General features: G+C 73.0%; 21 protein-coding genes. 7 read left to right on the top strand and 14 right to left on the bottom strand.

The genetic code is table 11. The features are described from left to right. Positions 1-29: 29 nt before the first annotated feature. From nuoH to QQX09_RS05755, 9 genes are read right to left on the bottom strand one after another with little or no spacing between them, the layout of a single operon-like run. Complete coding sequence (gene nuoH / locus QQX09_RS05795; protein ID WP_301131805.1) at positions 30-1,367, bottom strand: NADH-quinone oxidoreductase subunit NuoH; 1,338 nt, start codon at positions 1,365-1,367, stop codon at positions 30-32. Beyond that, complete coding sequence (locus tag QQX09_RS05790; RefSeq protein WP_301131804.1) at positions 1,367-3,859, bottom strand: NADH-quinone oxidoreductase subunit G; 2,493 nt, start codon at positions 3,857-3,859, stop codon at positions 1,367-1,369. The genes nuoH and QQX09_RS05790 overlap by 1 nt, the downstream gene beginning before the upstream one ends. Further along, entirely contained in the window at positions 3,856-5,181 is a 1,326-nt protein-coding gene (gene nuoF / locus QQX09_RS05785) for an NADH-quinone oxidoreductase subunit NuoF (protein WP_301131803.1), read from the bottom strand. The genes QQX09_RS05790 and nuoF overlap by 4 nt, the downstream gene beginning before the upstream one ends. Next, positions 5,178-5,834, bottom strand: coding sequence for an NADH-quinone oxidoreductase subunit NuoE (gene nuoE, locus QQX09_RS05780; RefSeq protein ID WP_436969048.1), 657 nt, complete (start codon positions 5,832-5,834; stop codon positions 5,178-5,180). Before nuoE ends, nuoF begins: the two co-directional genes overlap by 4 nt. Further along, positions 5,831-7,174: an NADH-quinone oxidoreductase subunit D gene (locus tag QQX09_RS05775; RefSeq protein ID WP_301131802.1), complete on the bottom strand. Its 1,344-nt coding sequence runs from the start codon at positions 7,172-7,174 to the stop codon at positions 5,831-5,833. The genes nuoE and QQX09_RS05775 overlap by 4 nt, the downstream gene beginning before the upstream one ends. Further along, a complete protein-coding gene (locus QQX09_RS05770) occupies positions 7,171-7,887 on the bottom strand; it encodes an NADH-quinone oxidoreductase subunit C (protein WP_301131801.1) in 717 nt (238 codons plus the stop codon). The genes QQX09_RS05775 and QQX09_RS05770 overlap by 4 nt, the downstream gene beginning before the upstream one ends. Next, positions 7,884-8,435, bottom strand: a complete 552-nt coding sequence (locus QQX09_RS05765; RefSeq protein WP_301131800.1) for an NADH-quinone oxidoreductase subunit B — start codon at positions 8,433-8,435, stop codon at positions 7,884-7,886. Before QQX09_RS05765 ends, QQX09_RS05770 begins: the two co-directional genes overlap by 4 nt. Positions 8,436-8,438: 3 nt before the next feature. Continuing rightward, a complete protein-coding gene (locus QQX09_RS05760; protein WP_082099479.1) occupies positions 8,439-8,798 on the bottom strand; it encodes an NADH-quinone oxidoreductase subunit A in 360 nt (119 codons plus the stop codon). Positions 8,799-8,839: 41 nt separating this feature from the next. After that, positions 8,840-10,135: a geranylgeranyl reductase family protein gene (locus tag QQX09_RS05755; protein WP_301131799.1), complete on the bottom strand. Its 1,296-nt coding sequence runs from the start codon at positions 10,133-10,135 to the stop codon at positions 8,840-8,842. A gap of 200 nt (positions 10,136-10,335) precedes the next feature. Between QQX09_RS05755 and QQX09_RS05750 the strand changes: the two genes are divergently transcribed. Continuing rightward, positions 10,336-11,637: an FAD-binding protein gene (locus QQX09_RS05750; RefSeq protein ID WP_301131798.1), complete on the top strand. Its 1,302-nt coding sequence runs from the start codon at positions 10,336-10,338 to the stop codon at positions 11,635-11,637. Continuing rightward, positions 11,634-13,595, top strand: coding sequence for an isochorismate synthase (locus tag QQX09_RS14270; protein WP_367307548.1), 1,962 nt, complete (start codon positions 11,634-11,636; stop codon positions 13,593-13,595). Before QQX09_RS05750 ends, QQX09_RS14270 begins: the two co-directional genes overlap by 4 nt. A 66-nt stretch (positions 13,596-13,661) precedes the next feature. On the opposite strand, the gene menD is transcribed toward QQX09_RS14270, so the two are convergent. Continuing rightward, positions 13,662-15,317 carry a 2-succinyl-5-enolpyruvyl-6-hydroxy-3-cyclohexene-1-carboxylic-acid synthase gene (gene menD, locus QQX09_RS05735; protein ID WP_301131797.1) on the bottom strand — a complete coding sequence of 552 codons (1,656 nt, stop codon included), beginning with the start codon at positions 15,315-15,317 and terminating at the stop codon, positions 13,662-13,664. Continuing rightward, positions 15,314-16,201 (bottom strand): o-succinylbenzoate synthase, encoded by an 888-nt coding sequence (locus tag QQX09_RS05730; RefSeq protein ID WP_301131796.1) that lies wholly within the window; start codon positions 16,199-16,201, stop codon positions 15,314-15,316. Before QQX09_RS05730 ends, menD begins: the two co-directional genes overlap by 4 nt. A 152-nt stretch (positions 16,202-16,353) precedes the next feature. Here QQX09_RS05730 and QQX09_RS05725 point away from each other — a divergent pair, with 152 nt between their 5' ends. Then, positions 16,354-17,283 (top strand): 1,4-dihydroxy-2-naphthoyl-CoA synthase, encoded by a 930-nt coding sequence (locus tag QQX09_RS05725; protein WP_301131795.1) that lies wholly within the window; start codon positions 16,354-16,356, stop codon positions 17,281-17,283. Positions 17,284-17,304: 21 nt separating this feature from the next. On the opposite strand, the gene QQX09_RS05720 is transcribed toward QQX09_RS05725, so the two are convergent. Continuing rightward, a complete protein-coding gene (locus QQX09_RS05720; RefSeq protein ID WP_301131794.1) occupies positions 17,305-18,018 on the bottom strand; it encodes an SIR2 family NAD-dependent protein deacylase in 714 nt (237 codons plus the stop codon). A gap of 95 nt (positions 18,019-18,113) precedes the next feature. Between QQX09_RS05720 and QQX09_RS05715 the strand changes: the two genes are divergently transcribed. Continuing rightward, positions 18,114-19,988 (top strand): Ig-like domain repeat protein, encoded by a 1,875-nt coding sequence (locus tag QQX09_RS05715; RefSeq protein ID WP_301131793.1) that lies wholly within the window; start codon positions 18,114-18,116, stop codon positions 19,986-19,988. Between the two features lie 16 nt (positions 19,989-20,004). Here QQX09_RS05715 and QQX09_RS05710 read toward each other — a convergent pair whose 3' ends face one another. Continuing rightward, positions 20,005-21,090 (bottom strand): DUF3048 domain-containing protein, encoded by a 1,086-nt coding sequence (locus QQX09_RS05710; RefSeq protein WP_301131792.1) that lies wholly within the window; start codon positions 21,088-21,090, stop codon positions 20,005-20,007. 36 nt (positions 21,091-21,126) lie between these two features. Between QQX09_RS05710 and QQX09_RS05705 the strand changes: the two genes are divergently transcribed. Beyond that, the gene (locus tag QQX09_RS05705; protein WP_301131791.1) at positions 21,127-22,137 is read left to right on the top strand and encodes an AMP-binding protein; all 1,011 of its coding nucleotides are present in this window, start codon (positions 21,127-21,129) and stop codon (positions 22,135-22,137) included. Further along, the gene (locus tag QQX09_RS05700) at positions 22,134-23,003 is read left to right on the top strand and encodes a 1,4-dihydroxy-2-naphthoate polyprenyltransferase (protein ID WP_301131790.1); all 870 of its coding nucleotides are present in this window, start codon (positions 22,134-22,136) and stop codon (positions 23,001-23,003) included. The genes QQX09_RS05705 and QQX09_RS05700 overlap by 4 nt, the downstream gene beginning before the upstream one ends. Before the next feature lie 33 nt (positions 23,004-23,036). Here the strand turns inward: QQX09_RS05700 and QQX09_RS05695 are convergent, their stop codons facing one another. Then, entirely contained in the window at positions 23,037-23,324 is a 288-nt protein-coding gene (locus QQX09_RS05695; protein ID WP_301131789.1) for a DUF4229 domain-containing protein, read from the bottom strand. Positions 23,325-23,355: 31 nt separating this feature from the next. On the opposite strand from QQX09_RS05695, the gene QQX09_RS05690 reads away from it, so the two are divergent. Further along, positions 23,356-23,649 (top strand): PLD nuclease N-terminal domain-containing protein, encoded by a 294-nt coding sequence (locus tag QQX09_RS05690; protein WP_301131788.1) that lies wholly within the window; start codon positions 23,356-23,358, stop codon positions 23,647-23,649. Positions 23,650-23,671 lie beyond the last annotated feature (22 nt).

The following is a 23,671-nucleotide window of genomic DNA, read 5'->3' as shown; positions in this document are numbered from 1 at the left end:
GTTGACCTTCCAGACCTCGTCGGACCCGCTCACTCGGAGTCCTCCTCTCGTGAGCCGACATGCGCCTCGACCGTGCGGCCCGAGCGCGGGGACGGGGGCAGGACCTGGTGCGGCAGCGGAGGCACCGGGTAGCCGCCCGCGAACGCGTCGAGCACCTCCGGCTCCGCGTCCTCGTCGACCTGGTCCGCCTTCTTCGCCTTCTCGTCGGAGACGAAGCTCCAGACGGCCACGACGAGCAGGATCGCGACGAGGCCGGCGACCGCGTCGTAGACGTTGAGGTCGCGGTCGAAGTGGTCGAAGGCCGCGCGACCGACGGAGAAGAACACCAGCCAGCCCAGGCCCACCGGGATGAGGATCTTCCAGCCGAACTTCATGAACTGGTCGTAGCGGAAGCGCAGCACGGAGCCGCGGATCCACACGAACACGAACATGAGCAGCCAGATCTTCAGGATGAGCCACAGCGGCGGGAAGATGCCGGTGTTCAGGAGCTCGGCGCCTGGCCACGAGGCGGGCCATGGCGCGCGCCAGCCGCCCAGGAACAGCGTCGCGGCGACGGCCGAGACGTTGATCATGTTCATGTACTCGGCGAGGAAGAACCACGCGAACTTCATCGACGAGTACTCGGTCATGAAGCCGGCGACCAGCTCCCCCTCGGCCTCGGGGAGGTCGAAGGGCAGGCGGTTGGTCTCGCCGACCATGGAGATGACGTAGAGGATGAACGCCGGGAAGAGCGGCCACACCCACCAGCGGTCGGTCTGCGCCTCGACGATGCCGGACGTGCTCATCGTGCCCGAGAGCATGAACACCGTGACGAGCGACAGCCCCATCGCGAGCTCGTACGAGATCACCTGCGCGGTCGAGCGGATGGCGCCCATGAGCGGGTAGGTCGAGCCGGAGGCCCAGCCGCCCAGCACGATGCCGTACACGCCGAGCGCGGCGCACGCGAGGATGAAGAGGATCGCGACGGAGAAGTCGGTGAGCTGCAGCGGCGTCGAGAAGTCGGTGCCGTAGATCCGCGTCTCGGGGCCGAACGGGATCACCGAGAAGATCAGCAGGGCGCAGAACACCGAGATCATCGGGGCCGCGATGTAGAGCGCCTTCTCCGCCTTGCGGACGCTGATGTCCTCCTTGAACAGGAGCTTCATCGCGTCGGAGACGGACTGGAGGAGGCCGAAGGGGCCCAGCCGGTTGGGGCCGGGACGCTCCTGCAGACGGCCGATGACGCGGCGCTCGAACCACACGGCGAACAGCACCGAGGTCAGCAGGAACACCACGACCAGGACGGCCTTGACGATGACGACCCACAGCGGGTCGGCGGCCAGGGCCTCCGCGACGGGGACGCCCGACGTGGACGCGAGGACGGTCATCACGCCGCTCCCTTCACCGAGACGACGGCTCCGGCGGTCGCGCGCAGGTCGCGCGCCACCCACGAGCCGGGGGACTTCACGGGCACCCACACGACGCCGTCGACCATGCCGTCGGTCACGACGAGCGGCAGCTCGACCGCGCCGGCCTCGGTGGAGACCTCGACGCTCACGGCGTCGCCGAGCGCGGCGGCGGTGGCGGCGGACATGCGGGCGACGGCGACGCGGCCGGTGCCGGCGAGGTAGGGCTCGCCGTCCTGCAGCGCGCCCTCGTCGACCAGCTGGTGCCAGGTCGCGAGGACCGCCGTGCCCTTCTTGGGGCGCGGGTTGCGGGCGGCCCTGGCCTTCGGCGCGGCGGGACGATGCGCGGCGTCCGCGGCGCCCAGCGCCGCAAGCTCCGCGTTGACGGCCTCGACGGTGCCGGTGCCGAGCTCGACGCCCCACTCGCGGGCGAGCAGGTCGAGCACGCGGTGGTCGGGCATCGCGTCGGTGCGGATCGCCGTGGCGAAGCCGCGCAGGCGGCCCTCCCAGTTGACGAACGTGCCGGGCTTCTCCGACGGCGGCGCGACGGGCAGGACCACGTCCGCCGCCTCGGCGATCTCGGAGCGGCGCACCTCGAGCGACACGACGAAGCCGGTGGCCTCGAGCGCGGCCGAGACGTCGCCGGCGAGGTCGGAGGCGCTCACGCCGCCGACGACGAGCGCACCGATGGCGCCCTCGGCCGCGGCCTTGAGGATGCCGGCGGTGTCACGGCCCTTGGCCGACGGCAGCGCGTCGACGCCCCAGGCCTTCGCGACCACGTCGCGGGCGCCCTTGAGCGTGGCGGTGCGGCCGCCGGGCAGGAGGCCGGGCAGCGCGCCGGCCTCGACGGCTCCGCGCTCGCCCGCGCGGCGCGGGATCCACGCGAGGCGTGCGCCGGTGGACGATGCGAGCTCCTGGGCGGCGACGAACGCGCCGGGCGCCTCGGCCGCACGCTCGCCGAGCACGACGACCGCGCCGGGCTGGGACAGCGCGTCACGCACGTCCTCGGGCAGCTCCGCGAGGACCGCGGCCTCGCGACCGGGGGCCGCGGGCACGAGCGTGGCGCCGAGCTTCTCGGCCCCGCGCGACAGGAACGGCGCGACGGCGGCGACCCGCTGGCGTCCGAGCGACTTGCGCAGGCGCAGGAACACCACGCCGCCCTCGTCCTCGGGCTCGAAGCCGACGAGCAGGACCGCGGGAGCCTTCTCGAGCTCGCCGAAGGTCACGCCGAGGCCCGTGCCGGCGACCTGCGAGCCGAGGAACGCCTGCTCCTCGTCGCTCGCGGTGCGGGCGCGGAAGTCGACGTCGTTCGTGCCGAGCACCACGCGGGCGAGCTTCTGGTACGCGTACGCGTCCTCGAGCGTGACGCGGCCGCCCGTGAGGACGGCGGCACCGCGGGAGGCGCCCTCGTCGTCCGCGGCGGTGGCGGCCTTGATGCCCGCGGCCGCGGCGGCGAGCGCCTCGGGCCACGACGTCTCGACGAGCTCGCCGTCCTTGCGGACGAGCGGGCGGGTGAGACGGTCGGACAGGTTCTGCCACGCGAAGGCGAAGCGGTCCTTGTCGGAGATCCAGTCCTCGTTGACCACCGGGTCGTTCTCCGCGAGGCGGCGGAGAATCTTGCCGCGACGGTGGTCGATGCGGATGGCCGAGCCCGACGAGTCGTGCTCGGCGATGCTCGGCGACGACACGAGGTCGAACGGGCGCGAGCGGAAGCGGTACGCGGCGGAGGTCAGCGCGCCCACGGGGCAGATCTGGACCGTGTTGCCGGAGTAGTACGACGAGAAGGCCTTGCCGGCCTCGTCGACGGTGGCCGCGCCCACGGGGCGGTAGCCGTCGAAGTCGAGCACGTCCTCGTCGAACGTGCCGATCTGCTGCTGCGCGCCGCGGTTCTGCAGGTCGATGAACGCGTCGCCCGCGATCTCCTTCGAGAAGCGGGTGCATCGCTGGCACAGGACGCAGCGCTCGCGGTCGAGCAGGATCTCCGAGCTCAGCGCGAGCGGCTTCTCGAAGACGCGCTTGACGTCGACGAAGCGGCTCTCGGGCCGGCCGTGGCTCATCGCCTGGTTCTGCAGGGGGCACTCGCCGCCCTTGTCGCAGACCGGGCAGTCGAGCGGGTGGTTGATGAGCAGCAGCTCCATCACGCCCTTCTGGGCGCGGTCGGCCTCCTCCGAGGTGTGCTGCGTGTTCACCACCATGCCCTCGGTCACCGTCATGGTGCACGAGGCCTGGGGCTTGGGGAACGCGCGCAGCTTGCCCTCGGGACCCGCCGGGCTGGCGACGTCGACGAGGCACTGGCGGCACGCGCCCGCGGGCTTGAGCGCCGGGTGGTCGCAGAAGCGCGGGATCTCGATGCCGACCTGCTCGGCCGCACGGATGATGAGCGTGCCCTTGGGCACCGTGACCTCGGTGCCGTCGATCGTCAGGGTGACGGTGTCGACGACCTCCGCTGCCGGCTTGTCCGCGGTCGCGGTCATGCGTGCGCCTCCTCGGTCGCGGGCGTGTCGGTGTAGTCGAAGAGCGCGGAGGCCGCGTGGTCGAACGGGCAGCCGCCCTGCTCGACGTGCGCCTCGTACTCCTCGCGGAAGAGCGTGACGGAGCTGATGATCGACGAGGTGGCGCCGTCGCCGAGCGCGCAGAACGAGCGGCCGGCGATCGAGTCGCACGTGTCGAGCAGCTGCTGGATGTCGGCCTCGGTCCCGCGGCCCGCCTCGATGCGCTTGAGGATCTGGGTGAGCCAGTACGTGCCCTCGCGGCAGGGGGTGCACTTGCCGCAGGACTCGTGCTTGTAGAACTCGGTCCACCTGGTCACCGCGCGCACCACGCAGGTGGTGTCGTCGAAGAGCTGCAGCGCGCGCGTGCCGAGCATCGAGCCCGCGGCGCCCACCGACTCGTAGTCGAGCGGGGTGTCGAGGTGGTCCTGCGTGAAGATCGGGGTCGACGAGCCGCCGGGCGTCCAGAACTTGAGCTCGTGCCCCTCGCGGATGCCGCCCGCGAGCTCGAGGAGCTCGCGCAGCGTGATGCCGAGCGGCGCCTCGTACTGGCCCGGGCGGGTGACGTGGCCCGACAGCGAGAACAGGCCCATGCCCTTGGAGCGCTCGGTGCCCATCGCCGTGAACCACTCGACGCCCTTGTCGACGATCGCCGGCACGGAGGCCACCGACTCGACGTTGTTGACGACCGTGGGACGCGCGTAGAGGCCGGCGACCGCGGGGAACGGGGGCTTGAGGCGGGGCTGGCCGCGACGGCCCTCGAGCGAGTCGAGCAGCGCGGTCTCCTCGCCGCAGATGTAGGCGCCGGCGCCGGCGTGGACGGTGACGTCCAGGTCGAAGCCGCTGCCGTGGATGTCCTTGCCCAGGTGGCCGGCCTCGTAGGCCTCGCGCACGGCCTGCAGCAGGCGGCGGTAGACGTGGACCACCTCGCCGCGCAGGTAGATGAAGGCGTGGTTGCAGCCGATCGCGAAGGACGTGATGATGACGCCCTCGATGAGCGCGTGCGGGGCGGACATCATGGTGGGGATGTCCTTGCAGGTGCCGGGCTCCGACTCGTCGGCGTTGACCACGAGGTAGCGGGGGCCGCCGTCGTCCGGGGGCAGGAAGCCCCACTTCATGCCTGTGGGGAAGCCCGCGCCGCCGCGGCCGCGCAGGCCAGAGTCCTTGACGGCCTGGATGAGGTCGCCTGGCTCCATGCCGAGCGCCTTCTTGAGCGGCGCGTAGCCGCCGGCGTCGGTGTACGTGTCGAGGCTCCAGGACTGCTCGGAGCCCCAGGTCGCGCTGAGGACGGGGACGAGGTCGGTCACTTGGCCGCCCCCTTCCAGCCCTGCTCCTTGGCGGCCTCGAGGCCCGCGAGGGTGGGGGCGCCGGCGCCCTGGTCCTCGTCGGCCCGGCCGTCCTCGAAGCCCGCGAGCACCCGCGAGACCTGCGTGAACGAGCACACCTTGGCGGGACCGCGCGTGGGCGCGACGTCCTTGCCCGAACGGAGGTCGTCGACCACCTGCTTGGCGCTCTCCGGCGTCTGGTTGTCGAAGAACTCCCAGTTGACCATCATCACGGGCGCGTAGTCGCAGGCCGCGTTGCACTCGAGGCGCTCGAGCGTGATCTGCCCGTCCTCGGTGGTCTCGTCGTGGCCCACGCCGACGTGCTCGGACAGCTCGTCCCAGATGCGGTCGCCGCCCATGACGGCGCACAGCGTGTTGGTGCACACGCCCACCTGGTACTCGCCGTTGGGGCGGCGCTTGTACTGCGTGTAGAACGTCGCGACCGCGGACACCTCCGCCGCCGTGAGGTCGAGCTGCTCGGCGCAGAACTCGATGCCGTCGGGGCTGACGTAGCCGTCGACGGACTGCACGAGGTGCAGCATCGGCAGCAGCGCGGAGCGCTTGACCGGGTAGCGCGCGATGATCGCGGCCGCGTCCTCGGCCAGCTGCGCGAGCGTGGTCTCGTCGTAGGTCATCGGTCGACGCCTCCCAGCACCATGTCGATCGTGGCGATCGCGACCACGACGTCGGCGACCTGACCGCCCTCGGTGAGGATCGACAGCGCCTGCAGGTTGTTGAACCCGGGGTCACGGAAGTGCGCGCGCCAGGGCTTGGTGCCGCCGTCGGACACGAGGTGCACGCCGAGCAGGCCCTTGGGGCCCTCGATCGCGGAGTACACCTGGCCCGCGGGGACCTTGAAGCCCTCGGTCACGAGCTTGAAGTGGTGGATGAGCGACTCCATCGACTCGCCCATGATGTGGCGGATGTGGTCGAGCGAGTTGCCCTGGCCGTCCGAGCCGACGGACAGCTGCGCAGGCCAGGCGATCTTCTTGTCCGCGACCATGACGGGCTGGCCCTCGGTCTGCTCGAGGCGGTCGGCGCACTGCTCGACGATCTTGAGCGACTCGTAGCACTCCTCCATGCGGAGCACCACGCGCGAGTACGCGTCGCCGTCGGTCGAGGTCGGGACCTGGAAGTCGTACGTCTCGTACCCGAAGTACGGGTCCGACTTGCGGAGGTCGTACGGCAGCCCCGCCGAGCGCAGGATGGGTCCGGTGATGCCGAGCGCCATGCAGCCCGCGAGGTCGAGGTTCGCGACGCCCTTGAGGCGGCCCTTGAAGATCGGGTTCTCCAGCTGGAGGTCCGCGAGCTCGTCGAGCTTGGCCTTGATCTGCGGGATCAGCTTGCGGATGTACGCGACGGTGCCCTCGGGCGCGTCCTGTGCGACGCCGCCGGGACGGATGTACGCGTTGTTGGTGCGCAGGCCGGAGATCATCTCGATGATGCGGAAGGTGTCCTCGCGCGCGACGAACGCCGTGGTCATCACGGTCGTGGCGCCCATCTCGTTGCCGCCGGTGCCGACCGCGACGAGGTGCGAGCCGATGCGCGTGAGCTCGAGCATGAGGACGCGCAGGATGTTCGCGCGCTCCGGGACGTCGTCCGTGATGCCGAGCAACTTCTCGATGCCCATGCAGTACACGGCCTCCTGCGACATGGACGCGACGTAGTCCATGCGGGTGCAGAAGGTCACGCCCTGGGTCCAGGTGCGGAACTCCATGTTCTTCTCGATGCCCGTGTGGAGGTAGCCGATGCCGGCACGGGTCTCCGTGACAGTCTCGCCCTCGATCTCGAGCATGACGCGCAGCACACCGTGCGTGGACGGGTGCTGGGGGCCCATGTTGACGACGATGCGCTGCTGCGCGAGGCGCGCGGCCTCGTCGGCGATGTCGGACCAGTCGCCGCCGTAGGCGCTGTACTCGGGGGCGTCGGGGTCCTCGACGAACGCGCCCGTGGCGTGGGGTGCGGTCTGGGTCATCGGTACTGCCTCCGGTTGTCGGGCGAGGGGATCTCCGCGCCCTTGTACTCCACGGGGATGCCGCCGAGCGGGTAGTCCTTCCGCTGCGGGTGCCCCTCCCAGTCGTCGGGCATCTCGATGCGCGCGAGCGACGGGTGGCCGTCGAAGACGATGCCGAAGAAGTCCCAGGTCTCCCGCTCGTGCCAGTTGTTCATCGGGTAGATCCCGGTGATCGACGGGACGTGCGGGTCGGCCTCCGAGACCGCGACCTCGAGTCGGAGGCGGCGGTTGTGGGTGATCGACTGCATCGGGTAGACGGCGTGCAGCTCGCGGCCCTGGTCCGCGGGGTAGTGCACGCCGGAGACGCCGAGGCACATCTCGAAGCGCAGGTCCTGGTCGTCGCGCAGGTGCTGGGCGACGGCGAGGAGGTGCTCGCGCGCGATGTGCAGCGTGAGCTCGCCGCGGTCGACCACGACGTGCTCGATGGCGGCCGCCGCATCGTCCCCGAGGAGCTCCTCGAGCACGTCGACGACCCCGTCGAACCACTCGCCGTACGGGCGCTCGGAGGCGCCGGGCATCTCGACCGGCTTGACGAGCAGGTCGTAGCCGGACGTGTCGCCCTGGGCGCCGAACATGCCCTCGCGGACGTTGATGAGCGTGATCTGCTCGCGGTCACCCGGCTGGGGGCCGCCCTGCGGGGCGCCGGTGCCGGTGAGGTCCTGGGAGTCGCTCAACGAAGCAGGCCCTTCATGTCGGAGGTCGGGGTGGCGGCGAGCGCTGCGGCCTCGGCGGCGGCGGCGATCTCGCGGCGGTTGCGGCCCATGGGCGTGTTCCTGACCTGCTCCTGCAGCTCGAGGAGCGCGTTGAGCAGCATCTCCGGGCGCGGCGGGCAGCCGGGCAGGTAGATGTCGACGGGGACGATGTGGTCGACGCCCTGGACGATCGCGTAGTTGTTGAACATGCCGCCCGACGAGGCGCACACGCCCATCGAGATGACCCACTTGGGCTCGGCCATCTGGTCGTAGACCTGGCGGACGATGGGCGCCATCTTGTTGGACACGCGGCCCGCGACGATCATCATGTCGGCCTGGCGCGGCGACCCGCGGAAGACCTCGGAGCCCATGCGCGAGATGTCGAAGCGCGGCGTGCCGGTCGCCATCATCTCGATCGCGCAGCACGCGAGGCCGAACGTGGCCGGCCAGAGGGATCCCGCCCGCATGAAGCCGACGAAGTCCTCGACCACGCCGAGCATGAACGGGGGTGCGCTCTCTTCAATACCCATAAGTCAGTCCCACTCGAATCCGCCGCGGCGCCACTCGTACACGAAGGGGATCGTGATGAGGGCGAGGAAGGTCATGATGGCGATGAGCCCGAACCACCCGAGGGCGTCGTGCGCGACGGCCCACGGGTAGAGGAAGACGACCTCGATGTCGAAGATGATGAAGGTCATCGCGACGAGGTAGTACTTGATCGGGATGCGGCCTCCGCCGGCGGCGCCCGGGGTGGGCTGCAGGCCGGACTCGTACTGGTCGAGCTTCGCGGCGTTGGCGCGCTTCGGGCCCAGGATCGAGCTGACGAAGAGTCCGGCGCCCGCGAGCAGCCCCGCGATCACCATCATCACGATGATCGGCACGTACGGATTCACAGGGGTTGATCCTTCCGTCTTCGTCGAGGTCGCGGATGCCGTCAGGCCGCCGGAGCGACCCTCGTCAGGGCGGAGAGGAGCCTGTCGGCCCAGTTCCCGCCACGAGGCTCATAGACATCTGCCAGCAGTCTAGACGTGAATTCCATGACCAAAGGACTAGGAAGCCCGTACCGGGTGCACACCTTCATGACGCTCGGATGCTCGACCAGCGAGGCGAAGACCCGCCCGAGCGAGTAGTAGCCCCCGAGGTCGTCCTTCATCATCCGGGCGTAGCTCGCGAGCGCGGCCTCCTGGTCGCGTGCTCCCGTCGCGGAGCGCCACGCGACGGCGGCCTCGGTCGCGCGGCGGGCCGCCTGCATCGCGTAGGCGATGCCCTCGCCGTTGAACGGGTTCACCATGCCGCCGGAGTCGCCCACGAGCATCATGCCGGGCACGTAGTGCGGCTGGCGGTTGAAGGCCATCGGGATCGCGGCGCCCTTGATGCCGCCGACCTGCTCGCCGAACTCCCAGTCCGCCGCGGAGTGGTCGAGCCAGTCGCGCAGCAGCGCACGGTGGTCGAGCTTGGGAGGCGTGCCCTTGGCGCTCAGGGTGCCGAGGCCCACGTTCGCGGTGCCGTCGCCCATGGGGAAGATCCAGCCGTAGCCCGGCAGGAGGTTCGAACGCCCGCGCTCGCCGTCCCAGATCTCGAGGTGGCCCTCCATCCACTCCTCGTCGTGGCGGGGGGTGGTGAAGTAGGTGCGGACTGCGACGCCGATGGGGCGGTTCTCCATGCGCTCCATGCCCATCCCGAGCGCGGCGCGCGCGCTCACGCCGTCCGCCGCGATGACGAGCGGCGCGCGGTACTCGACGGGCTCGCCGACCTTGCGGCCGCGCTCGTCGGTCTCGCGCGCGACGACGCCGACGACCCGGCCGCCGCCGGCGTAGCCCGCCTGGCGCTCGTCGCGGAGGACCGAGTCGACGTGCCAGCCCTCGCGCACGTCGGCGCCGGCGGCGCGGGCGTGGTCGGCCAGTCGCTTGTCGAAGTCGGCGCGCGGCAGGGACAGCCCGTAGCGGGGAAAGGACTCGAGGTCGTGCCAGGGGAACTCGAGGCGGTGGCCGCCGCCGACCATGCGGAGCCCGTGGTTGGGGATCCAGCCCTCGTCCCGCGGCGTCGGCAGCCCGATGAGGTCGATCTCGCGGACCGCGCGGGGCGTGAGCCCGTCGCCGCAGACCTTCTCGCGGGGGAACCTCGCCTTCTCGAGGGCGATCACGTCGAAGCCCTCGGCGGCGAGATAGCGGGCGGCGGCGGATCCTCCGGGACCCGCCCCGATCACGATGACATCGGCTTCTGTGCGCACCCGACAAGGGTAGAGGGGCGCGCTCGGTGCTCGGTGCGGGGCGCTGCCCGCGCATCGTCCCGCCGCCCGTCCCCGCGCATCGTCCCGCCGCCCGTCCCCGCGCATCGTCCCGCCGCCCGTCCCCGCCGGGCGGACGATGCGCGCCGCGCCGTACCGCGCCCGAACCGCGCGCGCGGGGGCCGCGTTGCTACGTTGGAATCATGAGCGACGCGGGCGTCACCTGGGCGGGTACCCATCGTTTCGTGGCGGAGCGTCTGGTCGAGGCGCGCACCGTCGAGGACGTGGCGCGCGCGGTGCGCGAGGCGCCCGGCCGGGTCAAGGCGCTCGGCACCCGGCACAGCTTCAACTCGATCGCGGACACCGACGGCACCCTCATCGACACGACGGGCCTCGAGGGCGAGCCGCACATCGACCTGTCGGACCCCGCCTGGCCCACCGTGACGGCTCCCGCGGGCATCCGCTACGGGGAGCTCGGCGCGTGGCTTCAGCACCGCGGCTGGGCGCTGCACAACACCGGCTCGCTGCCGCACATCTCGGTGGTCGGCGCGATCGCGACGGGCACGCACGGCTCGGGGGCGCGCAACGGCTGCCAGGCCACGGCGCTGCGCAAGCTCGACTACATCGACGCGGACGGCGAGCTCCGCACCTGCCGCCAGGGCGACCCGGAGTTCCCGGCGCTCGCGGTGGGGGTCGGGGCGTTCGGGATCATCACGTCGGTCACGCTCGGCGTGCAGCCCACCTACGACGTCCGCCAGGACGTCTACACGGGGATGCCGTGGGCGACGCTGCTGTCCGACACCCCGGCGATCCTCGCGGACGCGTACTCGGTGTCGATCTTCACGACGTGGGACGAGCCGACCGTCCAGCAGATCTGGCGCAAGAGCGGCGTCGGGCTCGACAAGGCTCCCCCCGACGAGTGGCACGGCGCCGTGCGCAGCCCGGAGTCCGACGCGCGGCTGGTCGACGGCGACCCCGACGCCCTCACGCCGCAGGGCGGCACGCCGGGGCCCTGGATCGACAGGCTCCCGCACTTCCGGCTCACGCACACGCCGTCGAACGGCCAGGAGATCCAGACCGAGTACTTCGTGCCGATGGAGGCGGCCGGCGAGGCGCTCGCCGCGGTGCGCGCGCTGGGCCTGCTCATCCGCCCCCACCTGCTCGTGTCGGAGCTGCGCGCGGTGGCTGCGGACCAGCTGTGGCTGTCGGGCGCGTACGGCCGCGACACCCTCGCGATCCACTTCACGTGGGCGCCGCACCCGGAGGAGGTGCTCGCGCTGCTGCCGCGCATCGAGGAGGCGTTGGCCCCGTTCCACGCGCGCCCGCACTGGGGCAAGTGGCATGCGTTCGACGCCGCCGCGATCGCTCGCGCGCATCCCCGCGTCGCCGACGCGCGCGCCGTGTTCGAGGAGCTCGACCCCGGCGGCCGCTTCGTCAACGAGTACCTCGCGGGGGTCGGGGTGCGTGCGGCCCGATGGTGGAACGGCCCTAATGTGGATGAGTGACCGTCCATAGCGCCTCCCCGGGACCCCTCGTCGTCCGCACCATCGAGATCGAGGACCCGGGCGATCTCATCGCCGCGCTGCCCGTGCCCGGCATCTCGTGGGTCCGCCGCGGCGAGGGCATGGTGGCGTGGGGCGAGGTCGCGCGCGTCGACGGCACCGGCGAGGACCGCGTCGACCAGGCGCAGCACTGGTGGCGGCTGCTGTGCCGCCACGCCGAGGTGCGCGACGAGGTCCGCGAGCGCGGCACCGGCCTGATCGCCTTCGGGTCGTTCGCGTTCGCGGACGCCTCCGACGCGGGCGGCGCCCTCGTCGTCCCGCGCTACGTGCTGGGCCGCCGCGACGGGCGCGCGTGGTTCACGACGATCGCCCGCGGGGACGATGCGCCGGTCACCCTCGAGGAGGCGCTCGCCTCCGCGACCGCCCCTGCCGACCCCGGCGAGGTGACCGTCTCCGCGGGGGACGAGAGCGTCTGGGCCGCCGCCGTCGACGCGGCCGTGGCCCGGATCCGCGCCGGCGAGCTCGAGAAGGTGGTGCTGGCCCGGGCCGTCGAGGCCACCGCCGAGCGCCCCGTCGACGTGCGCGTGCTGCTGCGCCGCCTCGCGGACGAGTACCCCACCTGCTGGGCCTTCCACGTCGACGGCCTCGTGGGCGCGACCCCCGAGCTGCTCGCACGCGTCGACCACGGGCTGGTGACGTCGCGCGTGCTCGCGGGCACCATCCGCATGACCGGGGACGACATGCGCGACCTCGCCCGCGCCGGAGCGCTCGCCCGCTCGTCGAAGGACCGCGAGGAGCACGAGTACGCGGTGCGCTCGGTCACGCAGGCGCTCGCGTCGCACTGCGGCAGCGTCAACGTGCCCGACGAGCCCTTCGTCCTCCACCTGCCCAACGTCATGCACCTCGCGACGGACGTCACGGGCGTGCTGTCGCACAACGTCGCCGCGCTCGAGCTCGTGAGCGAGCTGCACCCGAGCGCGGCCGTGTGCGGCACCCCCACGCTCGGCGCGGCGCGCGTCATCGACGAGCTCGAGGGGCTCGACCGCGGCCGCTACGCGGGCCCCGTGGGATGGATCGACGCGGGCGGCGACGGCGAGTGGTGCATCGGCCTGCGGTCCGCGGAGATCTCGCCCGCCGACCCGACGCGGCTGCGGCTGTTCGCGGGCTGCGGCATCGTCGCCGCGAGCGAGCCGGCCGCCGAGTGGGCGGAGTCGGAGGCGAAGCTCGAGCCGATGCGGCGCGCGCTCGGCGCCCCCGCGCCGGCGGCGACCGGCGCGATCCCGCACGTCCACCCCGCGGGTCCGGATCCCGACGCCGTCGACGGCTGGGACGCGACCGCGTGGGAGGAGCGCTACGCCTCGCACGACGCGGTGTGGAGCGCGAACCCGAACCACCAGCTCGTCGAGGAGGCCGCGCGCCTCGCCCCGGGCCGCGCGCTCGAGGTGGGCTGCGGCGAGGGCGCGGACGCCGTGCATCTCGCCCGGCTGGGCTGGTCCGTGACGGCGATCGACGTGTCCGCGACCGCGGTGTCGCGCGGCGTCGCGCGGGCGTCCCGCGCGGGCGACGAGGTCGCGGCGCGCCTCGAGTGGCGCGTCGACGACGCGATGCATGCGGACCTGCCGACCACATCGTTCGACCTGGTCACCACGCACTACGCGCACCCGGAGGCGGGCATCGCGGTGCTCGTCGCACGGCTGGCGGACCTGGTCGCGCCTGGCGGGACGCTGCTGGTGGTGGGGCACGACCCCCGCGACCCGCACGTCCTCGAGCACCCCAAGCTCAGCCGCCTGGCGTTCCGCGCCGAGGAGGCCGCGGCCGGGCTGGGCGAGGGCTGGACGGTCGAGGTGGCCGAGCTGCGCGAACGCGACGGCATCGGTCACGACGGCGAGCCGATGCTGCGCCGAGACGCAGTCCTCCGCGCCCTCCGACTGCCAATGACAAAGGTGACAGAAGTGACGTGAGGGAACGCCCGGGTGACCCGGGCGTCAAACCCCCTTCTTCACTCCTGTCACTCTTGTCATTGGCAGTCAGCGCACCAGGGCCTCCACCACCTCGAGCGCCGTGACGGGCTCCCCGAGCGCCGCCACGAGCTCATCGCGCGAGCGCACGGCACGATGCGGCACCCGGTAGCCCGCGCACACCGACGCGAGGTCCGCGCCGTGCGGCGTGGTGAACACGCGCTCGAGGTTCTCCGCGGGCGCACCGCCGTGCTCGAGGCCGCCGAAGATGGTGCCGCCGCCGTCGTTCACCACGACGATGCGCAGCCGCGGCCGCTCCTCGCGGGGACCCACCAGCAGGCCTCCCGCCTCGTGGAGGAAGGTGACGTCGCCCATGAGCGCGTGCACGGGATGCCCCGACCCGAAGGCGATACCCGCCGCGGTCGAGACTGTCCCGTCGATGCCCGCGAGCCCGCGGTTGGCCAGCAGCATCGGCGCGGCGCCGGCCGGAGCGGACGGCATCAGGCGGTCGAGGGACCGCACCGGGCCCGACGAGCCGACCACGCCCCACACGCCGTCGCGCAGCGACTCCGCGAACGCGGCCGCCACCACGCGCGGCCCCCAGCCCTCCGGCACCTGCACCCGGCCGCCCGCGGCCCGCCACTCGGCGAGCCAGCCGGGGTCCGCATCGTCCGGCGAAGCGGACCACAGCCACGAGGCCGGCACGTCCCGCAGCACGGCCTGCGCGTGCGGGGGCGCCTCGCGCCACCGCGCACCGAAGCGCGCGACCACCAGCGCGGGCGCCCGCGCGATGAGCGCCTGCACGGGACGCGTGAGGGTGGGGCGGCCGATGACCACGACCTGGTGGACGCGGTCCGCGAGGTCCCTGCCGTGCGCGGACTCGAGGAGGCGCACGTAGTCGGGGACGCAGTGCGAGCCGGAGCGCGCGAGCGAGGTCGGCTCCGCGAGGAGCGGCCAGCCGTGCGCCTCAGCGACCTGGCGGGCGACGTCGCCGGCCCCGTCGCCCGCGATCACCACGCCGCGCGCGACGGGCGGCAGCGGTGCCGGCTCCTCGGGCGGCGCGACGATCGGGATGCCGCCGGTCGGGGTGGGCAGGCGGGGCGGGTCGCTCCACAGCCCGCCGTCCGCACCGAGCGGCTCGCGGAAGGCGACGTTGACGTGGACAGGGCCGCCCGCCGCGGCCAGGTCCTCGCGCGCCCGGTCGCCGAGCGCGGCGCGCACGGCGCGGTCCGCGAGCGCGGTCGCGCGGTCGGGACGGTCGCCCAGGGCCGCGGCGGGCACATCGGCGCCCCAGCGCACGAAGGCCCCGAACAGCCCCACCTGGTCGGTGGTCTGGTTCGCCCCCACCCCGCGCAGCTCGGTGGGCCGGTCGGCGGTGAGGAGCAGCAGCGGCACGCCCGAGTGGTGCGCCTCCATGACGGCCGGCATGAGGTTGCCCACCGCGGTGCCCGAGGTCGTGACGATCGCGACCGGGCGAGGATCTCCGGCCGCGGCGCGCCCGCGCGCGATGCCGAGCGCGAGGAACGCGGCGGAGCGCTCGTCGATGCGCACGTGGAGGCGGATCCGCGGCGCGCCGAGCGGCGGGTTCTCCGCGCCGGCCTCCGCGAGGGCGTGCGCGAGCGGGCCCGAACGCGACCCGGGGCTGAGCACGTAGTCCTCGACGCCGCGCTCGGCGAGCGCCGCGACCAGGGCGCGGGCGAAGGCCCCCGACGGGTGCTCGGTCATGCGACGACGTCCAGCGTCACGGGGCCGATGACGCCGTCGCGCGGCACGATCGTCTCCCGCACGGTGTCCTCGGCCAGCAGCTCGCCGGTCCCCAGCCCGCACGCGTACGGCAGCTCGGGGACGGCCCGCGCGAGCGCCACGCCCGCCGCGAGGCCCACCGAGGACTCCATCGCGCTCGACACCACGATGGGCACGTCGTAGCGCTCGACCACGCGCAGGCACGCGGCCACGCCTCCCATCGGCGCGACCTTGAGGACCAGGATGTCGGCGGCGCCGGCGCGCATCACCTCGTCGGCGTCGCCGGGCAGGCGCACCGACTCGTCGGCGGCGACGAGCACGTCCGTGCGGCGGCGCACCTCGGCCAGCTCCGCGACGGTGCGGCACGGCTGCTCGACGTACTCGAGGCCCGGCCCTCCGCCCGCACGGGCGGCGGCGTCGAGCTCCGCGAGCGCCTTGACCGCGGTGTCGACGTCCCACGCGCCGTTCGCGTCGACGCGCACCCGGCCCTCCGGGCCGAGGGCGACCGCGACGGCCTCGACGCGCCGCGCATCGTCCCTCAGCGAGACGGTCCCGGCGACCTTGACCTTGGCGGTGGTGCAGCCGCCCGCCCTCGCGAGCTGCGCCGCGCGGCCCGCGGGCACCTCGGGGACGATGCTGTTGACCGGCACCGTGTCGCGCACCGGCGCCGCCCACCCTCCGCGGGCGGCCTCCATCGCGGCCTCCCACCAGCGGGAGGCGCGCTCGGGGGTGTAGTCGTCGAACGGCGAGTACTCGCCCCACGCGTCCTGGCCGTCGGGGCCGGTGCCGCGGATGAGGACGCCGTGGCGCTCCGTCACGCCGCGGAAGCGCGTCGACAGCGCGACGCGGAAGGGCCGGAACTCCATGAGCTCAGCCTAGGGCTGGCTGGTCCGACGTTTCCCCATGACAAGGGTGAGGCATGGGACGGGTGGGACGGGAGGGGCCCGGCACCCGGATTCACACCTGTCACCCTTGTCATTGGGAATCGCGCACGCTCGCCGCACTACGCTCGGGGAGCATGAGCGACATCCCGGCGCAGGTCTCCGACCTCATGGACCCGACCCAGTGGCGCGCGATCGACGGCTTCCCGGACGCGGACATCACCTACCACCGCTGGGTGGCGCGCGGGCCCGAGGGCGAGCGGGACCTCCCCGCCGTGCGCATCGGCTTCAACCGCCCCGAGGTGCGCAACGCGTTCCGCCCGCAGACCGTCGACGAGCTCTACCGCGCGGTCGACCACGCCCGCCAGACCGTCGACGTCGCGGCGATCATCCTCACCGGCAACGGCCCCGCCGCGGACGGCGTGCACGCGTTCTGCTCCGGTGGCGACCAGCGCATCCGTGGCAAGGACGGCTACCTCTACGAGGGCTCGGCGCAAGACGCCCCGGCGTACGGCGGCCGCCTCCACATCCTCGAGGTGCAGCGCCTCATGCGCACCTCCCCCAAGGTCACCATCGCCGCGGTCAACGGCTGGGCGGCCGGCGGCGGCCACAGCCTGCACGTCGTGTCCGACCTGAGCATCGCGAGCCGCGAGCACGCGCGCTTCAAGCAGACCGACGCCAACGTCGGCTCGTTCGACGCCGGCTACGGCTCCGCCCTGCTCGCCCGCCAGGTGGGCGACAAGCGGGCACGGGAGATCTTCTTCCTCGCCCGGGAGTACTCGGCGGACGATGCGGCCGCCTGGGGCGCAGTCAACGAGGCCGTGCCGCACGCGGAGCTCGAGGCGAAGGCGCTCGAGTACGCCGCGCTCGTCGCCACGAAGTCGCCGCAGGCGATCCGGATGCTGAAGTTCGCCTTCAACCTCGCGGACGACGGCCTCGCCGGCCAGCAGGTCTTCGCGGGCGAGGCGACCCGCATGGCCTACATGACGGAGGAGGCACAGGAGGGCCGCGACGCGTTCCTCGAGCGCCGCGAGCCCGACTGGACGCGCTTCCCGTACGCGTACTGACCGCCGGGGCCCACGGGCCCCTCACCCCGCCAGCCACTCCTCGACGAGCGCCGGCACGGCCTCCTCGATGGGCTCGCGGACCACGCGGTGCGCGTCGCGGTCGTATGCCGTCGGGGACGCGTTGACGATCACCAGCTCCGCGCCCGCCTGCAGCGCGGACCCCGCGTACATCGCCACGGGGTACACCTGCAGCGTGGTCCCGATCGCCACGAACACGTCGCACCCGCGTGAGGCGCGCGAGGCCCGGTCGAGGTCCGCATCGCTCAGCGCCTCCCCGAAGTACACGACGTCCGGCTTGAGCACCCCGCCGCAGTACGGGCAGCGCGGGTCCGGGTCCACGTCCAGCATCGCGATCACCTCGCGCGTCTCGCAGCCCCACTCGCATCCCACGCACGAGGTGGTGGCGAGGCTGCCGTGCATCTCGACCACCGCATCGTCTGGCGTGCCGGCGGCCTGCTGCAGGCCGTCGATGTTCTGGGTGAGGATGTCGCGGGCGAGGCCGGCCTCGACCAGCCGCGCGAGGGCACGATGCGCGGGCGAGGGGCGCGCCGACCACGCCGCGTGCGCGGCCCAGTCGCGCCAGCCCTCGATGCGCGCCTCGCGGTCGCCGAGGAAGACGTCGATCTCGAGCAGCCGGGCCCGTTCGGGGTGCCGCGTCCACACGCCGTCGGGGCCGCGGAAGTCGGGGATGCCCGCGCCGGTCGAGAGCCCGGCGCCCGTGAGGACCGTGATCACCCCTCCATGGTGCCGCACCGGGCACACGCCCGCGCCGGCGAGGCACCCACAAATGGGGGTATCGCCGCTGGTGCGCCCCCCGATAGCCTCCCCCCGTGACCACTCGCATCCGCCCGGCGGCCCGCACCGCCACGAGCGCCGGCGTGGCGCTCGCGCTCACCCTCGCCGGCCTCTCCAGCGCATCCGCGATCCCCGCGGGCCCGGGCGGGACGCTCGGCCTCGCCACGGTCGACGCCCACATGCTCGAGGTGATCGTCGACACCGAGGGCGAGCACACCGACGGCTACGTCCTCGTCGAGGACGACGGCTCGATCACCGAGGTCTCCGGCGAGGCCCTCGAGGAGATCCCCTCGGGCTCCGAGGTGGAGGCGACCGTCGACGACGGCGTCGTGAGCGCCGCCACGGTGCTCGACCCGGTCGCCGCGGCGGTCGCGGTCACGGGCCACGACGCGTACGTCGTGACGATCGACGATGCGACGACCGGCGGCGACGTCTCGGCCGCGGACGCGACGGACGACGCGGCGTACGCGCTCGACTACTGGGTGCGCGAGGGCCGCGGCGCGTTCTCCTCGTTCGACATCGCGCAAACGCGCGTGCTGTCGCTCGCGGGCTCGTGCGCGTACACCTTCGACGAGCTGTGGGAGGAGGCCGCGGCGCTCTTCCCCGCGGTCGACTTCGCGACCGCGACCAACCACCTCATCGTCTACACGCCCACCTCGTGCGTGTACGACTACCTCGGCGTCGCGACCATCGGCCGGATGACGCTCGGCGGCTACGTGCACATCGCAGAGCCGGGCGCCGCGGTCACCGTGCACGAGCTCGGCCACAACCTCGGGCTCGGGCACAGCGACCTGCTGTGGGGCGACGTGTTCGGCGCGTACGGCTTCGCCGAGTACTACGGCGCCTACAGCCCCATGGCCGGGTCCATCGGCACCTTCGAGCCGGCGAGCCTCGACGCCGCGTACCGCGCGTACCTCGACCTGCCCGGCGTGGACGCGCAGACCGCCGCCCTCACCCTGACGCCGGGCGCGACGGAGCCGCAGGTCGTGACCCTCGGCGCGTCGACCTCGACCACCGGCACCACCGCGGTCACCTTCGACGACGACTACGGATTCCGCTACTTCGTCGACTACCGCGACGGCGCGGGCACGGACGCCCCGGCGTACTTCGCCGGCACCGACGCCTACCTCGAGCCGCTCGGGTTCGTCGCCTCCTACGCGCCGGGCGTGGTGCTCACGATGATGGAGCCCGGCTACAACGAGCAGTACGTGTTCGCCCACGACCACGGCGACGGCACGCTCCAGACCTCGTTCCGGACCGGCGACACCTACGTCGACCCGATGGGGCAGTTCACCCTCGACGTGGTCGAGTCGACCGCCTCGAGCGCGACCGTCGCCCTCACGCCCGGGCCGGCGACGGCCACGACGGCGCGCGCGACGGCCACCAAGGTCCCCTACCGCACCGCCGGCAAGGTCACCGTCACGGTGGCCGGCGAGCGCACGCCGATGGGCACGGTCACCCTGAGCGTGGGATCCCGGGAATGGACGAGGACGCTCAACAACGGCAAGGTGACCTTCACCCTGCCCAAGGGCTGGAAGCCGGGCACGCGCACGCTCACCGCGCGGTACTCGGGCTCGCTCGCGTCGCAGCCCTCGACGACCACGGTCAAGGCGACCGTCACGAAGGCGACGCCGAAGGTCACCGCGGTCGCCAAGACCGCGGTGAGGAAGGGCGCGCGGGCGACCTTCGTCGCGACCGTGTCGAGCTCCGTCGCGCGCGAGACCGGCTACGTGCAGATGTACGTCGGGACCACGAAGGTGTCGGCCAAGTACAAGCTGGTGCGCTCCGGCTCGGTCTACAAGGTGCGGCTGACGACCTGGAAGCTGCCGAAGGGACGCGTGTCGGTGAAGTACCTGGGCAACACGTACCTCAAGGCCCGCAAGGTCGCGACGAGCTCGTACGCGCGCTGAACCGCGCGCCCGGCGGCTACGAGATGTCGATCGACGTCGCGCGCCCGATGCCCGCGTTGGGGATGAGCTCGAACCAGGTCTGACCGGCCGCGAGCGCGACCTCGTCGCCGTCCTTCGTGGTGAGCACGAACGGGTCGTACTGGCCCTTCTTGCTCCACCTGATCGGGATGGTCCGGTTGCCCGTGACCACGTAGCCCTCGCCCGAGCGCCCGGCCACGAGCGTCTCCGGCACCGACGAGCCGCCTTCCGAGGACGTGTACTGGACGGTCACCCACAGCATCACGACGTTGGTGGCGGACAGCTGCACGCCGTCCGTGGTGACGTGCGGCCTGCCCGACTCCGAGCGCTTCCACACCTGGTCGGTCCGGTCCCACCGCCACGACGGCTGCGAGTAGCCCGACATGTAGATGTCGATCGCGGTCGCCTTGGTGCCTTCGAGCTGCGCGGTGGCCTCGGTCGCGGGGTAGGCGACCTCCCACTGCGCGTCGGGCGCGTCCGCGTCGGTCTGCTCGAGGAACGAGGACAGGTAGCCGTGCAGGTTGTGGGGCGCGGCCTTGTCCGTGGTCCGGTAGAAGCCGTAGTCGCCCACGTCCTGCGTGATGATGTCCTGGCCCGAGGCGAGGGTCGCGGACACGAACCGCGGCTGCGCGCCGGAGAAGATCAGCGGGCCGCCGAACGAGCCCATGATGTTGCGGTCCATGGGGCGCATCGACCGGATGGGGCCCACCGACTCGGGCATGTCCGACTGGTAGACCGCGATGAGGCGGGAGATGCCGGCCTCGACGTACTCCTCGAAGACGACGTCCGCCTTGTCGAGGTTCTCCTGCGGGCGGGCCTCCGCGGAGTTCTCGATCTTGATCGACAGCGCCGGACGGTTGCGGTCGGCCTTGGACGCGCCGGACGCGTCGAGGCCCGTGAGCGGCCACGCGATCGCGGGCACCGGGTCCTCGGGGGCGGGCGGCAGCGCCACCGCCGACACCTCGGGCGAGGCCTCGATCGACAGGGTCGTGGTGGGGCCGCTCTCGGAGGCGGGCGAGCACGCGGCGAGGATCGTCACCGCGGCGGCAGCCGCGAGCGCGCCCGCGATGCGGGTCGACGTCATGCGGATGAGTGTAGGGGCCGCCCTAGGCTGGGCGGTGTGACCTACGCCCGCCTCGCCGACGATCCCTTCGCCGCGGTGGACGATGCGCTGGCCGGGCGCGCCGACGGCATCGCCGCCGCGACCTCCGGCTCGACGGGCGCGCCCCGCGAGGTGCTCGTCCCCGCCGCCGCGATCCGTGCCTCCGCGACGCTCACCGCGGCCCGCCTGGGCGGCGAGGCGGCCTGGCTGCTCGCGCTGCCCGCCGACCGCATCGGCGGCGCGATGGTGGTGGCACGCGCGACCCTCGCCGGGACCCCGCTGGCGACCATGCCCGCCGGGCCCTTCACCGCATCGTCCTTCGCCGAGGCGACCTCCCGGATGCCGGCGGGCCGGCGGCACGTGTCGCTCGTGCCCACGCAGGTGCGCCGGCTGCTCGCCGACCCGGCCGGGCGCGACGCGCTCGCCACGTTCGAGGCGGTGCTCGTCGGCGGCGCCGCGCTGCCCGAGCGGGACGCGCCCGCGAACCTCGTGCGCACGTACGGCATGAGCGAGACGTCCGGCGGCTGCGTCTACGACGGCCGACCGCTCGACGGCGTCGGGGTGCGGATCGACCCGGACGGGCGGATCCTGCTGGCGGGGCCCACGCTCGCGGCGGGCTACGCGGACGGCGACGATGCGGGCTTCGAGACCCGCGACGGCGTGCGGTGGTTCCGCACGTCCGACGTGGGCGAGCGGCGCGCGGACGGCCGGCTGCACGTCCTCGGCCGCGCCGACCACGTCATCAACACCGGCGGCGTCAAGGTGCACCCGCAGCGCATCGAGCTCGCGCTCGAGCGGGCCGGCGCGACGGCGGCGGCCGTGGTCGGGGTGCCCGACCCCGAGTGGGGCCAGCGCGTGGTCGCGGTCGTCGAGGGCGCGGTGGACGATGCGGCGCTGGCGGCGGCGCTCGAGGGTCTCGCCTCGTACGAGCGCCCCAAGCGCATCGTCCGTGCGACTGTGCCGCGCACCGCGGGTGGGAAGATTGACCGGCCGGCCGCCCGTGGCCTGGCGAGCGAGGAGGACCGATGACCACGACCGCCGACTGGGTGGCAGGCGCCCGCCCCCGCACGCTGTGGACCGGCGCGGTGCCGGTGATCGTCGGCTCCGCGGCCGCGATCGCGGAGGACGGCTTCCGGCTGATCCCCGCGCTGCTGGCGCTCGGCGTCGCGCTCGCGCTGCAGGTGGGCTCGAACTACGCCAACGACTACTCGGACGGCATCCGCGGCACCGACATCGACCGCATCGGCCCCGAGCGGCTGGTCGCGTCGGGCAAGGCGCTGCCGTCCTCGGTCAAGCGCGCCGCGTACCTGTCCTTCGCGGCGGGCGCGCTGCTGGGTCTCGCGCTCGTCGTCTCCGTGGAGATGTGGTGGCTGCTCGCCGTGGGCGCGGTCGCGATCGTCGCGGCCTGGACCTACACGGGCTCGTCGCGGCCGTACGGCTACGCGGGCTGGGGCGAGGTCAGCGTCTTCATCTTCTTCGGACCCGTCGCGGTGCTCGGCACCATGCTCACGCAGGCCGGGCACATCACGTGGTGGGCCGTCGTGGCGTCGGCGGGCGTGGGGCTGTACGCGGTCGCGCTGCTGCTGGTCAACAACATCCGCGACCTCGAGACGGATGCGCTCGCCGGCAAGCGCACGCTTGCGGTCAAGGTGGGCGAGCTGCGCGCGCGCCAGCTGTTCGCGGCGTCGGTGACGCTGCCCGTGGGCCTCGCGGTGCTGGTCGCGTTCGCGCACCCGTGGGTGCTCATCTCGACGATGGTCGCGCTGCCGTCGGTCATCATCGCGTTCGGCATGCGCATGGGCGCGTCGGGCCGGAACTTCGCGGTGATGTTCCAGGGGATCAGCGGCGTGGGCCTCGCCTACGGCCTGCTGATGGCGGTGGGGCTGGTGCTGTAGCGCGGGCCCGGGGACGCGTCGCGCTCGGCGGGTTCAGCGAGCGGTGCCGGCCTCGTGGTCGGTGGGCTCCGCATCGGCGCCGATCTCGGCGTCCTCCTCGGCGGCGGCCTCGCGGATGCCCTTCTCCGAGCGGGAGATCCAGCCGTCCATCTGCTCGGCGGCGCGGACCCGCAGGCCCGGGAGTGCCAGGTAGGACACCAGCCAGGCCACGATGAAGGCGGCGAAGAACGCGATCACGTCGCGCCATCCCACGGCCCACAGCACGCCGAGGACGGCGAGGAAGATGCCCGTCCGGGCACCCCAGTACGCAAGAACGCTCATGCGTCAACGGTACCCGGCGTACGCTTGATGGATGGCTCGCGTGCTTCCCCTGCTCATCTACCTGGGCCTCGTCATCTACGCCCTCTCCGACGCGATGCAGCGTCCCGAGAAGGACCCGTACGGGGTGTCCAAGTGGCTATGGGCTGCGATCATCGTGCTGCTGCCCTACGTGGGCGCGATCGGCTGGATCCTGCTGAGCCGCACCCGGCCCGACAGCGGCCCGCAGCGCCGGTCGGAGCCCGTGGCGCCCGACGACGACCCCGAGTACCTCGCGTGGCTGCGCGAGCAGTCGCGGCGCAAGCGTCAGAGCGGCGAGGGCCGCTGACCCGCGTCCGACTGCCAATGAC

The sequence above is a fragment of the Demequina litoralis genome (assembly GCF_030418455.1).
GTDB lineage: Bacteria > Actinomycetota > Actinomycetes > Actinomycetales > Demequinaceae > Demequina > Demequina litoralis.
This window is presented reverse-complemented; position numbering and strand designations above follow the sequence as displayed.